9 protein-coding genes are annotated in these 16,626 nt (G+C 59.2%); 3 read left to right on the top strand and 6 right to left on the bottom strand.

What is annotated here, in order from left to right:
* Positions 1-61: 61 nt before the first annotated feature.
* Entirely contained in the window at positions 62-2,434 is a 2,373-nt protein-coding gene (locus ACI3KQ_RS01735) for an arylsulfatase (RefSeq protein WP_404954188.1), read from the bottom strand.
* Positions 2,435-2,630: 196 nt separating this feature from the next.
* On the opposite strand from ACI3KQ_RS01735, the gene ACI3KQ_RS01730 reads away from it, so the two are divergent.
* Entirely contained in the window at positions 2,631-3,863 is a 1,233-nt protein-coding gene (locus tag ACI3KQ_RS01730) for a TetR/AcrR family transcriptional regulator (protein WP_404954186.1), read from the top strand.
* 185 nt (positions 3,864-4,048) lie between these two features.
* Here the strand turns inward: ACI3KQ_RS01730 and ACI3KQ_RS01725 are convergent, their stop codons facing one another.
* The 5 genes from ACI3KQ_RS01725 to ACI3KQ_RS01705 all read right to left on the bottom strand — a co-directional run bounded on the left by ACI3KQ_RS01725 (position 4,049) and on the right by ACI3KQ_RS01705 (position 12,113).
* Positions 4,049-4,963 carry a formylglycine-generating enzyme family protein gene (locus ACI3KQ_RS01725; RefSeq protein WP_404954506.1) on the bottom strand — a complete coding sequence of 305 codons (915 nt, stop codon included), beginning with the start codon at positions 4,961-4,963 and terminating at the stop codon, positions 4,049-4,051.
* Between the two features lie 184 nt (positions 4,964-5,147).
* Positions 5,148-6,308, bottom strand: coding sequence for a CynX/NimT family MFS transporter (locus tag ACI3KQ_RS01720; protein ID WP_404954184.1), 1,161 nt, complete (start codon positions 6,306-6,308; stop codon positions 5,148-5,150).
* A gap of 154 nt (positions 6,309-6,462) precedes the next feature.
* A complete protein-coding gene (locus ACI3KQ_RS01715) occupies positions 6,463-7,521 on the bottom strand; it encodes an NAD(P)-dependent alcohol dehydrogenase (protein ID WP_404954182.1) in 1,059 nt (352 codons plus the stop codon).
* Positions 7,522-7,529: 8 nt separating this feature from the next.
* Positions 7,530-11,081: a carboxylic acid reductase gene (gene car, locus ACI3KQ_RS01710; protein WP_404954180.1), complete on the bottom strand. Its 3,552-nt coding sequence runs from the start codon at positions 11,079-11,081 to the stop codon at positions 7,530-7,532.
* A gap of 348 nt (positions 11,082-11,429) precedes the next feature.
* A complete protein-coding gene (locus tag ACI3KQ_RS01705; RefSeq protein WP_404954178.1) occupies positions 11,430-12,113 on the bottom strand; it encodes a TetR/AcrR family transcriptional regulator in 684 nt (227 codons plus the stop codon).
* Between the two features lie 468 nt (positions 12,114-12,581).
* Between ACI3KQ_RS01705 and ACI3KQ_RS01700 the strand changes: the two genes are divergently transcribed.
* Positions 12,582-15,044 carry a TonB-dependent receptor gene (locus ACI3KQ_RS01700; protein WP_404954176.1) on the top strand — a complete coding sequence of 821 codons (2,463 nt, stop codon included), beginning with the start codon at positions 12,582-12,584 and terminating at the stop codon, positions 15,042-15,044.
* A gap of 185 nt (positions 15,045-15,229) precedes the next feature.
* Complete coding sequence (locus tag ACI3KQ_RS01695; RefSeq protein ID WP_404954174.1) at positions 15,230-16,534, top strand: NtaA/DmoA family FMN-dependent monooxygenase; 1,305 nt, start codon at positions 15,230-15,232, stop codon at positions 16,532-16,534.
* Positions 16,535-16,626: the final 92 nt, after the last annotated feature.

Below are 16,626 nucleotides of genomic sequence, written 5' to 3'. Positions count from 1 at the left end.
TCTGTTCTGGTCTTGAATTTGCCCGCAATATTGTGGCCGGGCCTTCAGGCTAAACAGAATATTACCGCATCAATTGCGGCGCTTCACTTTGAAGTCCAACCGCGCCCAGTGAGATGTCTACGCGCTGGACGCCATTAAATGCGCCACCTTCGGGATAGTCCGAAGTCATCTGGGTTGAGGTGTCCATGCCGACGTCCAAGGTGTCAGTCATTTCGACAAGTCGGGAAATCGATTTGTCGATACGACCGCGCATAATCTCCTGCCCATCGCGCGAAATACGCATTTCACCGCCGCCATTGACGCCGCCATCATAATCAAAATTGTAGGTCAACGTAGCGCGCCCCGGCGGGAGCGCCTGTGTCGCGGCGACCCGGAACTGATCTTCGCGATGTTGCGATGCCGCCACCATTGCGACTGGCCGATTGTCCTTGAGATAGAAACCCCATCCGCCGAACGCACCGCCCAGAGCAAGGATGGAACCGGAAACAGGCTGTTGCGGAACGATGATATCGGCCCTCAGGGTGAAGGAACGGTTGAACAAGGGCGCGGCCTGTCCTGAAGGAATGGATACGCCTGAACCCCAGTAGGTATAGTGATCACGTTGTGGCTTTGCGCTGTGCGCCGCAAGGAAACGCTCTGCGGTCATCCTGTCGTCGAGCGGAAACACATTGTTCTTCTGTGCCTCAGAAACGAATATAGCCTGCATTTCGCGCAGCTTGTCCGGTTGTTTCGTGGCCAGGTTTTCAGCCTGCGCGAAATCGCGCTTCAGGTCGTACAGTTCCCATTTATAATCGCTCGGAAGCCCACTGCTCTTGTTCCATGTCCAGGGCAGTCGGCCAGGCGTTGTATTTGCCCACCACCCATCATGATAAATGGCCTGATTGCCCATCATTTCAAAATATTGCGTCGTCTTGCGTTCCGGCGCTTTGGGCTGGTCGAACGTGTAGGCGAAACTTATCCCGTCCATTCGCTGCTGCGGAGCGCCATTGACCGTAGCGGGCGCGGTGAGGCCGACCTCTTCCAATATAGTAGGCACGATGTCTGTGACGTGAGTGAACTGCGATCGCGTTCCGCCGCCCTGAATATGCCCCGGCCATGACACGACCAGGCCATTGCGCGTTCCGCCCAAATGCGAGGCATATTGTTTGAACAAGGGGAAAGGGGTGCTCGTCAGCCAGGCCCATCCAAAACCAAGACTAAGATTGGCCTTCGGTCCACCAAAGTCGTCAATGGCAGCCAGAAGCTGTTCGTCTGTTTCCTGGAACCCGTTAAAACCTGCCAAGGCGTTGGTGGCGCCATTCGCGTCACCTTCGGCGGCGGCGCCATTATCGCCCTCGATGAAGAAGATCAGCGTGTTTTTTCCCTCGCCCGTGCGGTCGAGTTCGTCCAGGACGCGGCCTATCTGTGCGTCCTGATAGGCCAGCATCCCGGCATACACCTCCATGGCGCGCGCATTGACCTTTTTGAGTGACGGCGAGAGAGTTGACCAGGCCGGAATCTCCGCAGGCCGCGGCTGCGATCTGGTGCCCTTGGGAACCAGCCCCTGCTTTTCCTGCCGCGTCCGAATCTCCTTGCTCAATACGTCCCAACCGGCGTCGAATTTGCCGCGGAACCTGGCGATCCATTCTGCCGGAGCCTGCAGCGGCGCGTGGGTCGATCCGGTCGCATAATAGAGGAAGAATGGCGTGTCCGGCGCGGCCGCATTCTGGTTGCGGATCCAGTTGATCGCATCATCAGCAAGCGCCTTGTCCAGCACACCGTCCTCCAAAGTCGGTATCGGCGTTATTCCGCGATAGAGGGCAGGCTTGAACTGGTTGGTCTCGGCGGCGACGAAGCCATAAAAATAATCGAAGCCCAAGCGGGTCGGCCAGTTATCGAAGGGCCCAGCCGCTGAAACGACGCTTTCCGGACCCATATGATGCTTGCCAAACATGGCCGTATTAAAGCCGTTGAGCCGCAATGTCTCGGCGATGGTGGCCGCGCTGCGTGGCATTTCCGACCAGTAGCCGGGGAACCCTGTCGTCAGGTTGGCCACGATGCCATTACCAACCGCATGATGATTGCGCCCGGTTAGCAACGCTGCGCGAGTGGGAGAACACATCGCCGTCGTGTGAAAGCGGTTATACCGAAGGCCCCGGCTAGCCAGGCGGTCGAGATTAGGCGTGGGAACCAGCCCGCCAAAGGTGCTGGCGGCGCCAAAGCCCACGTCATCCGTCATGAATATCACCACATTGGGTGCTTTTGCGGGCGCGGCGACGGGTTTGGGAAATGCCGGTTTAGAATCGGAATAGTTGGTGCCGATAATGCCGCCAAAGGGCGCAGCGGGGGCGGGCAGCGCGACAGGGCTGCTCGCACCCGTCTGGGCAATAGCCGGTACAAACGGCAACGTACCAACAAGGGCCCCGGATAGCGCCGCCTTGAGCCATTTCTTCATGCTTGTCTGCTCCCCGTGATCCTGCCGCGTGCAGTTCCAAACAGCTTCCCAGTTTTTCTGTGTGGAAAAGCTTATCTGCTATATGCCGTCTTGATGTACTGGAAATTATCGTACATATCAATGGCCGGTCTTCAGCGCTGGCGATCCGGCGCGAGAGGTGGCACCGAACGGTCCAAATTATTGGAGCGGGCAATTTATGGCTGATACAGCCGACGAACGTTTGAAGACCGTCGCCCGTCAGCTTTTCCTGCGGAGCGGCTTTGAAGAGACCGGGATTGATCTGATCGCTCGGGAGGCACGCGTTAGCAAACAGAGCATGTACGAACTTTATCCGACGAAGGTGGATCTGTTCGGTGCGGTCATGCGGGACGTGATTGCCTCGATTTCAGCCGAAATACCTTCAGAGCTTTCGATTGCGAGCGGCGACCCGGCGACGGTCATCGGCGATGTCATGAAGAGCTATCTCGCCCATTTTCTGTCTCCCGAGAATATGGGCCTCACGCGCGCGCAACTGGTCGCCACCCGATGTTTTCCGCATCTCGCGACCGAACTGCATAACCGCACGATCAGCGGCGCGCCCGCATTGGCTCATTACCTGGCGTCGCTTATGCAAGATGGCATATTGCAGGAATGGGATCCCGCAGCATTGGCGCGCCGGTTTGGGAGCGTTGCGACCCAAGGCACCCGCTTCCTCATGGGGTTTCCGATCCATCGGCAGCGGCAGTATAACCAAGCCAGATATTCGATTGATCTGCTCCTTAACGGCTACCGGAGAGCCGCTCAGTTCAGCGATGCGACACTGGACGATCCCCTAAGTGAGGAGCCCCGGTTTGACGAAATCCAGAAGAAGCGAAGAATAACGCCCCAGCGCATCGAGGATTTGATGGATGCGGCAAGTGATGAGTTCCTCAATCAAGGATTTCGCGGCGCGAGGATTGATCATATCGTTGAAAAGTCGGGGGTGGGAGCTGCGACCATTTATCGCCAGTTTGGCGACAAACGGGGCCTTTTCCAACAAGTGCTGATCCACCTCGGCAGGCCAGGTGATGTTACAGACGCGCCCAGAGCAGAAACGACGGTTGGGGCCACCCTCCAGCGGCTTGCCCGATGGTTGCTGGATCGGCATCTTCATCCCCGTAATCTCTTGTATCAAAGGCTTATGATATGCGAAGCCGAACGCTATCCTGACATTGCCCGGTGGGCGTATGATGGCCAGGTGGCCTCCACAGCCTCAGTCCTGACCCAACGACTGGTTGAGTTCGGCATGCCCATACCTTCCCTCCTTGCAAGTCGGACCTTCTACACCTTGGCAACGTTCGGGGTGCGGTTCGTGGTGACTGCCGAAAATCCCGACTCCTCGCAGCGAGCCGCTCTTTCGCGCGAGGCGACAACGCTTTTTCTCAACGGTACTCGTGAACGTTCGCGATGAAGCCTGCGTAAAAGTGATCTAATTCCGTTGGTGTAGGAGGACTATCCGACCCAAGCCTCACTTCTTCGATTTAGGCGCTTCGGTGGGACAGCTTCTCTGGTGCGCGGCTCTTCGCAGCGCCAGTGCAAGCGATTTAATCACGATGGCAGAAGCAGCGCCTACGGCGACAGGCCGCCCCCCCCCATTTACCGCGCTGACCGGACCACGCAGCGGAAGCCGACATGACTGGTAGTTGTGTCGATCGGCTGGGCGTACCGGGCGGCGGGTCGGTAACGCTGGCAATAATTTTCCGCGCAGAGGTGCGAGCCGCCCTTCATAACCTTGCGCGGGATGCGCGCGAGCGCGCGCTTGTCGAAGCTGCCGCCGCGTGTTCCGCCCCGCGGATTTGCCGGAATGCAGCAGGCGCCCTTTGGCTTGCGCTCGATTTTGGGCTGGGCATACCAATCCGCGGTCCATTCCCACACATTACCGATCATGTCATAAAGGCCGTGGCCGTTGCAGGCATAGGTCCGCGCTGGCGAAGTGCGTAGATATCCATCGTCAAGCTGGTTGTCGCGGGGGAAATCGCCTTGCCAATAATTGGCCATGAATTGCCCTCCGGGCGCTAGCTCGTCACCCCAGGCATAGTCTGCGCCGTCCAGTCCGCCACGCGCGGCGAATTCCCACTCCGCCTCGGTCGGCAGCGCCTTGCCCGCCCATGCGGCAAAGGCTTCCGCGTCCGCATAGGCGATGTGGACGACGGGATGATCCTCGATCCCCTTAATCGAGCTGCCAGGTCCGAGCGGCGCGCGCCAGTTGGCGCCGATGCGGAACTCCCACCAATCGGGCGCCGCAAAGTCGACGGGTCCGGCGCTCATCTCAAAAACCGCCGATCCCGGCTGTGCTAGTTCCGGCAGCAAACCAGGATAATCCCTGCAATCAGGCGCGATCTCGGCGAGGGTGACATATCCCGTAGCATCAATGAAAGCGGCGAAGGCGGCGTTGGTAACTGGCGTCTCATCGATCCAGAAGGCATCAACCCGGACCCGACGAGCAGGTTTCTCCTCAGGATACCAGTTGTCGGCTCCCATCTGGAAACTGCCGGCAGGGATGAAACGCATGTCGGAATAGACTTCCTTATCCATATATTTTGTCTATCCAGGAGGGCACGGCATTACAAATTTGAACTCGCGCTCGTGGCTGCACCTTCAAAATCACTCTGCCGCTCGCGGCGGTAAGACGCTTAAAGGACGTGCGGAGATATCTGAATTCGCCAAATAACTAGGCGGGAGCGAGGCCGGATCTTCAGGATGACGACGTTTCGCTGCTGTGCTTTGTCCGGCCGATCCAAGCGAAGATAATTGCCGCCCCGCAAGACACTGTCATGAGGAGCAACATTGCCAGATTATAATTGTTCATCGTATCGCGAAGCCATCCTGCAACCGGAGCGCCGAAGGTAAACGGCAGGGTGAAGGCGCCCAGAAACCCAACAACGCGAGGAAACGCCGCAACTCCGAAGAGTTGAGCGACAAGAACGGTAACCAGCGGAAAAATAGCGGCGCCCGATATGCCCATGATGATCATCGCCAGCGCGAGCGCGGGGAACCAGCCACTCATCGAGATTACCACCCAACTAGCTGTCAATCCGGCGCCTGCGACGCTCAGCGTCCGCGAAGCTCCGAATTTATCGCAAGCCAGTCCTGCCAGGATGGACCCAAAGATGCTCGCTAAACCCTTGATGGACAGGAGCAGCGCCGCGGAAGAGGCGGCCACGCCATATTCGGTCGCTATGGCGACAATATGTGCCGAACCGGTGATGGTGCTTGCCTGGAGTACGCCTTCGCCAACCAAAATCGCCCAAAATAATGGCTGCGACAGAATAGCAGGCCTTGAAGCCGGATTTACGGCCACATGTTCTGGTTGCGCGCATTCAGGCGGCTCCGAAACCCCCAGCAGCACCGGCAGCAGACAAATGTGCAGCCCCGCCAGCGCAAGGAACAGCGCCGGCAGCCCAAATCGCTGCATGATCATCAAGCCAAGCAACGGGATCACCGTCACGAACAGCGGAATATAGGCGATCCCGACCGCTCGCCCACGCGCGTGCGGATGCCAGTTGCCCGCAAGAATACTAGGGGGCAGACCTCCGAGCAGCGAAGCGCCCGGACCAATTGCCAGGGTGCAGATGACAAGCGTGGCTTCAATCGACTGAACAAGGGCAAGCAGAACATAGCCTGTCACCGACAGCGCAAGGCCGAGCATCATCGTGCTGCGCAGGCCGATGCGGGAAATCAATCCTGCCACAAGCGGTCCCAGCCCGCTCATCGCCAGCACGGTCAGCGCAAGAACCATCGCGGCCATGCCCCGCGTCGTATCGAAACGGTCCTGGATCGCTAATATGCTGACGGCGAACCCACCAAATGCGGAGCCTGTAGCCACATTCTGGGCAAGGAACGCCCGAACAAGCATCCTGCGCGCTTTGCGTCTGTCCGGGTCTGCGGCGGCGCGGCGCTGCGCAAGGCTGCTCATATCGTGGCGATCCCCGATGAATGTATAGCGAGAAGTCGAACGTGCCCGCCGGACCGAGCCCGGCGCGCTGATACGTTATCGACGACCACTCCCTTTATGATTTCCGCAGCGATGCGTTATCGATGACGAAGCGGTAGTGGACGTCGCCCTTTTCCATACGTTCATAGGCGGCGTTGATGTCCTGGATGTCGATCATCTCGACATCGCAGGTGATGCCGTTGGCAGCGCAGAAGTCGAGCATCTCCTGGGTTTCCGCGATGCCGCCGACATTGGAGCTGGCGACGGACTTGCGGCCCATCATCAGCGGCACATTGTGGAGCGGCGGGTCGATCGCGCCGAGCAGTCCCAGGAGGATGAGCGTGCCGTTCCACGCCAGGGTGGCGACATAGGGATTGACGTCGTGCGCGTTGGGGACGGTGTCGAGGATATAGTCGAAGCTGTTGGCTGCTGCCGCCATCTGCGCCTCGTCGGTGGAGAGCACGACATGGTCAGCGCCCAGGCGCCGCGCTTCCTGCTCCTTGTCGGGACTGCGGGTGAACAGGGTCACCTCCGCGCCCATCGCCTTGGCGAACTTGAGCCCCATATGGCCGAGGCCGCCCAGGCCCACCACCGCCACCTTGTGCCCCGGGCCGACCTTCCAGTGGCGCAGCGGCGAGTAGGTGGTGATACCCGCGCACAGCAGCGGCGCTGCGGATTTGGCGTCCATGCCCTCGGGAATGCGCACCGTGAACTTGTCCGATACGATGATATTTTCAGAATAGCCGCCATAGGACGGCATGCCGTCATGCCGGTCCATGAACCCGTAGGTCGGCGTTGCATATTCCACGCAATAGGGCTCTTCGCCCGCATGGCATGGCTTGCACTTCTGGCAAGAGTCCACATAGCAGCCGACTCCGACCATGTCGCCGGGCTGGAACTTGCCGACCTCGCTGCCGACCGCCGTTACCCGGCCGACGATCTCATGGCCAGGAACGGTGGGATAGATGGTGTATCCGGCATGATTGCGGGCATGGTGAAGATCGGAATGGCACACGCCGCAATAGAGGATGTCGATCGCCACGTCGTCGGCACGCAGGTCCCGGCGGGTGAAGGAGAAGGGCTCCAGATCGGTGTCTGCGCTCTGCGCTGCATAGGCTTTGGTCATGTTGGTCATGGCTTTTTCTAAAGTCCCTGGATGAGGCCAAGCCGCGAAAGGTCGGCCAGATATTTGACGATAAGAGGGCGAGACAGGTGGGGCACATCCTTTGCCGTGCCCACCTCATGCGCGATCACGTCGGCACGGAATCGCGCCGAAGGAACCGATGTCCCGAACTCGCCGGGCATCTGATATTGTAGCTGGTGCAGCAGCGGCAGGGAGCTTTGCTGCCTTATGCCGTCGGGCAGCGCGCGCAGCGCCGTGCCGAACCGGTCCAGCCAGTCGGCATAGTCCTCGATCCGCTGCACCGGATATCCCGCCGCGTCGATCCAGTCGACGAAGCTGTCGAGCGAGATGCCGTCATCATGGGAGTTGATGACATGATAGGTGCGGTAGCCGCTCGTCGCCTTCGCGCCCAGGCCAGCGATGGCCTCAGCCGTGAAATCCACCGGAAGTCCGGGATAATGGGGCTTTGCCGTACCGCTGTAGAAGGATCGCGGCGCCAGCCCCGTCGCCACGATGCTCATGATGAGGCGGGTGAACATGTCGGGGACATTGAGCTGCCCCTCGTAGCGGCTGTGCGCCAGGATCATGTCGGAGCGGAAGGTCGCGACCGGCAGGCCGAAGCGGTCATGCGCATCGCGCAACAAGACCTCGGCCGCCCATTTGCTGTTGGCATAGCCGTCGGCATAGCCCTCGCTCGACAGCGGGCGGACCGGGGATGTCGTGCGGACATCAGCATCCTCGTCGATCATCGCGCCCTCCGGCGTATGCGCCGCTGCGACGGTCGAGACATTATTGATAGGCTTTAGCCGGTGCGTGATCGCAAGGCGGATGACCTCGGCGGTGCCGACCACATTGGGGCCGAACAGCTGCTGATAAGGCAGGACATGGTTCACCAGCGCGGCCGGATGGACGATCAGGTCGACGCTTTGCGCCAGCCTTTCCCAATCGGCGTCGGCAAGGCCAAGCTGCGGTTCACCCAGGTCGCCTGCCAGAACTTCCAGATGATCCTTGGCAAGCTGGTCAAAGCGGCTTTTGAGTTGCGGATCGCTGTTGAACACCGCGGCGATGCGCTGGCGTGCAGCCTCCCCATCCTGGCCACGGGCAATGCACAGCAGCTTGCCACCCACCGCTGCCATGCGCTCAAGCCATTCCAGGCAGAGGAACCGCCCCAGATAGCCGTTCGCGCCGGTGAGGAACACTGTTCGGACCTCACTCTCAGGCGGCAGGGCGTCCCGCGCCGCATCCAGCACGGCGCCGTCGATGAAGCGATCCAGGGTCAGGTCACTCGCGCGGATCTGCTTGGCCCCTGCCCCATGCACCGAAGCGAAGGTCGGCCCCTTGGCACCGCCGCTTCGCCCCCGTTCGATGAACTGGGCGACATCCTGCATGCTTCCGGCAGGACTATTGATGACCGAGACCGGCACCTCCACGTCATACACATCTTCGAGCAGCAAGGAGCAGGACACCGCCGAAAGAGAGTCGCCGCCAAGGTCTGCAAAGCTCATCCGCTTCGACAGGTCGACATCCTCAAGGCCCAGCGTCGCCTTGACCGCGCGGGCGACCGTTTCCAGCACGGGCAGGTCCTTGCCTTCCCGGCGCAGCGTCTCAAGTTCATCCTGCTGGCTGGCCGCGATCCGGTCGTAGACCGCTTCGAGCGCCGCAGTGTAGCGCTCCTTGAACTTGGGCCGCTGATATTTGCCGATGCCTGCCAACAGACCGTTTTCGGCACTGAAGGGCTCCTGCTCGACGATAAAGTCGCGCGGCACTTCGTAAGGTTGCAGCTGCTCGGCGCGCGCTATGGTCTGGATCGCTTCGCGCAACGCATTCTTGATCGCGGCCGGATCATCAGCGATGCCCATCTGCTGGAGCGTCGCCACATTGGGCACGAACACGCCGACCAGGAAGGCGCGCTCGCTGGTCCCGTAGAGATAGACTTGGCGGATCAGCGGATCGCCATTGGTGAAGATCGCCTCCAGCCGGGCGATCGCGACGAACTCGCCCTGAGCGAGCTTGAGCACATTGTTGCGGCGATCGACATAGACCAGATGGTCCGGCGCGATTTCCTGCATGATGTCGCCGGTCTTGTAATAGCCTTCCTCGTCGAACACCGCGGCGGTGGCATCGGGGCGCTTGTAATAGCCCAGCATGATGCTGGACGTCTTGATGCGCAGCTCGCCGCGCGGATAGGGCTTGTCGGTCCTGAAGTAGCCAAGCTCAGGCACGTCATCGAGCTTATAGTCAAGGACCGGCGGGCGCTGAATGCGGTTGTCGGCCAGGACGGCGGCAACTTCGGTCGCGCCATAATTATTGCCAAGCTTGTAGCCCAGGCATTCTTCCATGAACTGCAACACTTCAGGGGCAAGCGGGGCCGAGGCGAAGGACGCGACCAGCAACCGCCCGCCCAGGACCACGTCGCGCGTCTCGCGCAGCAGCTCGGCCTTGACCGCATCCATGTCCGCGCCGGGCACGGAGCGCCGTTCCAGCGCGACCTGATAATGCTGGTAAATCATCTCGCACACGCGCGGCACCAGCATCATGTAGGTTGGGCGGCAGATGCGCAGGTCGTCGAACAGTTCCGACAGGTCCTTCTTGCCCGTGAAATAGCCGATCCCGCCAAGGCCCAGCAGCGAGAAGACGATGCTGCGCCCCGATGTATGATTCATCGGCATGTAGATGAGGTTGATCATCGGCATGGGCGAATCGACCAGCCACAACTGCTTGATCATCCGCTCAGGCAGCATCGCGCCCTTGGGCAGGCCGGTGCTGCCCGACGTATAATAGATGGTGCTCAGCCGCTCGCCATCGGCCTTCTCGAACAAAGGCGCGGGCGGCAGGACCCTGCCCTTTGCCAGAGCATCGTCCAGCGTGACCAGCAGATGCGCGAGCCCTGCCTCGGCAAGCTTTGCCTGGGCCGCTTCGAACCGCTCGCGCTCGTCATCGACCTGCGGATGATAATCGAACAACAGCAATCCGCGCGGGCGATGACCCTGGATGACCAGTTGGACCGCGGTCTCGATATATTCCAGGCTGACCGCCAGCCAGCTGGGCGCCACCTCGTTGAAGATGGACAGCGACTGTTGCAGCGCCCCATTGGCCTGGAGCGGAACAAGCACCGCGCCATTGTGAATGCCCGCAAGATCAACCGTGACGAAATCCACACTGCCAAAGGCCAGGATGCACAGGAAATCATCGGCCTTGAGCGGCTGCCCGGCGTCGTCATGCCAAAAGGCCGCCAGATGCCGCGCCCGCTCCCAGAGCGTGGCATAGCTCGTGGTCTCAAAATGCTTCTGGATTTCACGCGTGGCGCGGCCCGTTGCCGGATCGACCTTCAACGCCACCGCCCGCTCGGCCAACGCCGCACGATCGGCATAACCCTCCATGCAGGTCGCCACGATCCGCGCAAAACCCATCCCGCTGACACGCTTGGCCGTGTTGATCAGAGGGTCTGGAAGCGCACCAGAAACCTGTGCGTCGGTCTCGACCAAGAACTTGAGACGATCCGCAATGCCTGCCGCATAGTCCTCAACAGACACTGTGTATTGCGCGCGGTCCAGCTTGTCCTGAATACCCATATCACCTCTCGATTTTATCTTGATGCGGACAATGATTATATTGCCCGAAACATTTTTCTTCGGATCAGCTTGCCCCGAATTTTGCACTTTTGATTTGGCAATCCGGATGATCCAACATGCAGCAAGTCAACCGCGCGAATTCATTGTCCGCTTCGGGTTCATGCTATAAATTGCTTCTTCCGCAGCAGGCGATGCTCTGCCGCAAAAGCATGACGAGAATATTTGGTAATCACCAAGTTTTGTCAATGGCGATTTTTTAAGAAGGGCTGGTTTCGCGCGCGCAAGCAGGGGCAAGGCGTTGAAAACCCCCGCCTGACCTTCCTGCTTATACCGCGGTCTCCCGTCGGTTTATATATTCCGGGACTTGATCGGAGCGGGAGGCAGATTCGCTATTTCCGCCGGCGTGATCGTCTTCGCCAGGTCGACCAGACCCTTGATCGCAATATTCTTCACGCCGGGCATGCAGGACGCCCACGGCCGGTTATAGCCTGAAAACATCGTCATGCCATCGACCGCACCATAGATGAATATGGCGACCACTGCGGCGTCATCATGACTTAGTGCCGGATTCAGTTGCTCAACCATTCCGGTAATCAGGCGGTGAACATGGCGATGCAGCGCTTCCAGCCGGTCAGCCACGACTTGATTGTGGTTCGCCATCGCCCAAAGTTCAGTGAACAAATGCGCCGTCTGTTTCGTGCTGACATCATCCAGGATGTGCGCAATGAGCCGGGCCAACCCGTCCCCGGCGAGGAAATCAGGCTGCTCCATAGCCCATTTGACCTGCTTTTCACCGGCAAGCAGGATTTCGTCCAGCAGAACCTCGACCAGCATTTCCTTGCGGGGGAAATGGTGGTTCACATGCCCCACCTTCAAACCGCATTCCGTAGCGATGCGCTGAAGCGTAAAGGCGCCCGCGCCTTCCTCCACCAACACATGCAACGCAGCCTTGAGGATCGCGTCTACCGTCTCGGCTCCGCGCGAATAGACGCCAGGCTTCCGACGTCTGGCTGTTTTCAGGTCATCGCTCATCGGTCGCCTATATCTGTCGCTAAGCAGCGATCAGCAAGCGAAACCGACGCGAGGCAACGCGGGAGAGCTATTATATAATCCCGGAAAATGCGGGCTGTTAAGGCGCTCATCGGCAATTCAGCTGCATTTCTCAAGCGCACTCTCCTCCCCGCCACCCCAGACCCGAATTTTCCTGATTGACAAAACCTTGTCAATCTCCAAGTATTCGAAGCCAGTCCAGCATGGCGGTATGTCGTTGGACGAGGATGACGGGCGGGTCCCGAATTTTCGGGCAATTTTCTGAATGTGAGGGCGCCTCCTAAGTCGACAAGCGCTTCTGAAAAAGAGGCAGATCAGACCGGACGCGGTCAATCGAAGTAAGGGCGAGATGTTCATTCGTATCGGATGGGCCTGTCTTTGCTACGCCATAAGAACTGGGATCACACCAGCATAATGACAGAGAATAATAATCAATAAAGGGGAAGAATCATGACTATGCGACATTTGACTTTGATCCGGGCGCTGATGGGAACAGCCGTCCTCGTCGGTTGCGCTGGAACGGCCTTTTCCCAGACATCGGCGCGACAGGATGAGCCTGCTCCCACCGCCTCGGCCGGCGGATCGGGCCTTTCGGAAATCATCGTTACAGCACGCAGGCGGGAAGAACGGCTACAGAATGTCCCGATCTCCGCGACCGCGTTCGACGCCAACTCACTGACGCAACGTAACATCTCGAATACGCAGGACCTGCTGGGGCAAGTGCCCTCGCTCGTGGTCGGCGGATCGGGACAGCAGCGCAATACCGAGAATATCACGATCCGTGGTCAAGGCGCGACCTTCAACGCGGCGCCGGGCGTGGTCCTCTATTCGGCTGAAGTCCCGCTGATCGCGGATCAGCGCAACAACGCCCAGAATGGCGGCGGCCTCAACTATTACGACCTCGCCAGCCTGCAGGTCCTGCGCGGGCCGCAAGGCACGCTGTTTGGCCGTAACACGACTGGCGGCGCGGTCCTGTTCGAACCGCAGCGTCCAACCGAACGACTCGAAGGCTATGGCCAGATCCAATATGGCAATTATGATTCGATCGAGTTGCGCGGCGCGCTGAACTTGCCGATTGTCGAAGATACGCTCCTGCTGCGCGTCGCCGGCATCTATCAGAAGCGCGACGGTTTCACGCACGAAATCACCACGGACACGGACCTGGATAATCGCAATCGCTATTCCTTCCGTGCAGGTTTGACCTGGCGCATGGCGCCCGGCATCGAAAATTATCTCCTCGCGACCGTGGGCCGCGTCCAGGAACATGGCACGGGAACGGTGCTTAATGCCGTCCCGGGCGGCCTTGATCCTCAAACGGGGCTGCCATTCAGCACCTATCTCCAGCAACAGAACGGTCGCGGTATCCGGTCGGTCGCACTCAGCCCGTTGCTTTGGAGCGAACGGACACGCTATTTTTCCATCACCGACATCTTCTCGGCAGAACTTACCGATACTTTGACGTTCCGTAACATCGCCAACTATCAGCATCTGAAGAACAGCGCGCCTTTCGATGGCGATGGCTATCCTGACGATCACAGGCCTCCATCCACACAGGGCGGTACTTTGATCGGCGCCGATGAGATCAGTCCCGGTGGACTTTCAAAGTACAACTACTACACCGATGCACGGCAATATTCGTTTGAGCCCCAGTTTCAGGGCAAGCTCGCGGGGGAAGCGCTCAACTTCACCGTGGGCGCCTATTATGAGAGCGTGAAGCCGCTGGGCGCGCAGTTGGTTTCAGCTTTCAATCCGACCCGTCGCGGCCAGAGGACGATCAGCCAAGCCCTGTATGCACAAGGAACGCTATCCTTCGGCAGCTTGTCAGAAAGCCTTGATGGGCTGCGGCTGACCGCGGGCTATCGCTATACATGGGACAAGCTGACGGCCTTCTCGAACTTCGGGTTGCCCGATGCGCCCGTCACGAGGTCCAGTGCCAAGTTCAAGGCGCCGAACTGGACAGTAGGCCTTGATTATAATGTGAACCGGAACGTGTTGCTCTACGCAAAGGTCAGCCGGGGATACAAGACGGGCGGCGTCGGCACTTCGACCCCTGCACCTGATCTTCGTTCCTTCCAGCCGGAATTCGTAACCGCTTACGAGGGCGGCATAAAAGCCGACTGGCATGTCGGCAGCATTCCGATCCGCACGAACATCAACTATTATTACACAAGCTATAAGGATTTGCAGAGGACCGGGGGAACCGCCTATTTCTACAATGGGCAGCAGGTCTTTGGCGCGCAAACCAGCAACGCGGGCAAGGCGCACATCCAGGGGGTGGAGTTCGAGGGCGAGGTGCGGCCCACACGCTGGCTCACGCTGTCGGGCACCTATTCCCACACCGCTGCAAAATATGATGAATATACCGCGCCATCCCTGTTTCCCGCTGGCATTCCTGCCTTTGGCCTGCCGCCCGGCTTCGATTGCGGCGTGGGTGTTCCGTTCAATGGCGCAACGGGTCAGTGCGTCCTGACCGACATCCCTTTTCAGTTCACGCCGAAAAACCAGTTCAGCATCACCGGCAGGGTCGATTTGCCGCTTGATGAATCGATTGGGAAGGTCAGCATTTCGGCAACCTATTCCTATATCGATGCTCAATATACGTCACCGTCCAAGGCGCCCATTGACGAGCCGTTCGCTTATATTGGCGGCAACTGTCCCCGCGTGAATAGCGGAACCTATGCCGGGTCGGTCCGGTGCGGACCGGGAGATGGCTATGGCTTGCTGGGACTGAACATACAGTGGCAAAATGTCGCTGGATCGAACTTCGATCTTGGCGCTTTCGCCACGAACCTGACCAATGAGAAATATATCATCAGCAGTCAGGGTGTATCCTATCAGAGCGGCTTCAACTCCTACATTTATGGCGAGCCCAGAATGTACGGCATGTCGCTTCGGTATCACTTCGGCACCTGAGCAAGCGCAGCGCAATCGCCTTCCAAACAGGCGATTGCGCTTACCTTCCCCCGTCGGTCCGCTGGCATCTGGGTAGGATATGTATTCAGTCGCTACTGCTACATGTCGCATTGAGCACGAATTTGTGAAGAGAGTTCCGGTCTTACCGCTTGGTTAAGTGGATGGACGTTAAAGAGGTCCAAGCAATGGCACGCACGAAATTTCACCTAGGCTACTTCACCAAGTTTGGAGCTACTTCATGGCCAGGCGACGGGCAGGAGTTCGGCTCACGATGGACGGACGGGTCTTATCACAAAGATTTGGCCAAGATGCTGGAAGCCGCGAAGTTCGACTTTGTCTTTTTCGAAGACAGCCTGATCGTTGGTGATCGATACGCCAACTCAATGGAACTCGATCTCAAGAATGCGACACTCTCGCCCAAGCTCGACCCTATGCCGCTCCTGCCGTTGATGGCGCAGGAAACGTCGCACATCGGCCTCGTTGCGACTGCTTCGACCACCTTTTATCCGCCCTATCTGCTGGCCAGGCTGCTTTCCACCATCGACTCCCTCACTAACGGCCGCGCAGGCTGGAACATGGTGACGTCAAGCGAGCGGAACGCGGCCATGAACTTTGGCATGGACAAGTTGCTTCCCCCGAATGAGCGGTACGATATCGCCGACGAGTTCGTCGAACTTGTCAAAAAGCTGTGGGATTCCTGGGAGGAAGGCGCTCTGGTCGCGGACACTGAAACTGGTGTCTATGTCGATCACACCAAGGTGCACACCGTAAATTTTGAGGGCAAGCATTTCCGCTCACGTGGTCCATTGAACACGCTGCGGTCGCCCCAGGGCTATCCGGTTCTGGCGCAGGCGGGCGCATCCGAGCGCGGCCGCCAATTCTCGTCCAAGAATGCCGAGGTTGTGCTGGGCATGATGACCGGCGGTGTTCCGGGCATGAAAGCCTATCGCCAGGACATTCGGGATCGCGCCGAAGCGCAGGGCCGCAATCCCGACGACATCAAGGTCTTCTTCCTGACGCCGGTGGAAATCTTCCCCGAAGACGGCGAGCGGCCCGAGATGACCGAGGCCGAAAAGCAGGCTTCATTCGAGCATAATATCGTCATGGCTTCGTCGTCGCTCGACGTCGACTTCTCGCTCTACGACGTGGACGCACCCGTGCCGCAGGACATCGTGGCAGGCGGCCACACCAGCGCCCTTGAGTTCATGAAGAAGGCCGGTCGCGAAGAGGGCAAATCCCTTCGCGACCTGTTCTCCGCCGGCAAGGGCGCGAGCGGCATGGACTTTAGCGGCACCGTTGAGCAGGTCGCCGAAAAGATGATGGCGGTTATGGACGAAGTGGGCGGAGACGGTTTCCTGATCGAAGGATCAGGCTATAATCGCCAGCTTCCTGATTTGGTCAATGGGGTCATTCCGGCGCTGCAAAAGGCGGGTGCGGTCCGCACCGAATATCGCGGCACCACCCTGCGTGATATCTTGCGCGAGTTCTGACCAAGGTCGTGCGGCCGCACCATGGTCGGGCCGGTTCTTTTATTTGCTATCAACGATGGTGGCGCCCCATTCACTACGTTTCAAAGCTTTCT

It is taken from the genome of Sphingobium sp. ZW T5_29, assembly GCF_044987515.1.
In the GTDB taxonomy this organism is placed as follows: Bacteria; Pseudomonadota; Alphaproteobacteria; order Sphingomonadales; family Sphingomonadaceae; genus Sphingobium.
The sequence above is the reverse complement of the archived record's forward strand: the minus strand, read 5'-3'. Positions and strand labels throughout refer to the sequence as shown.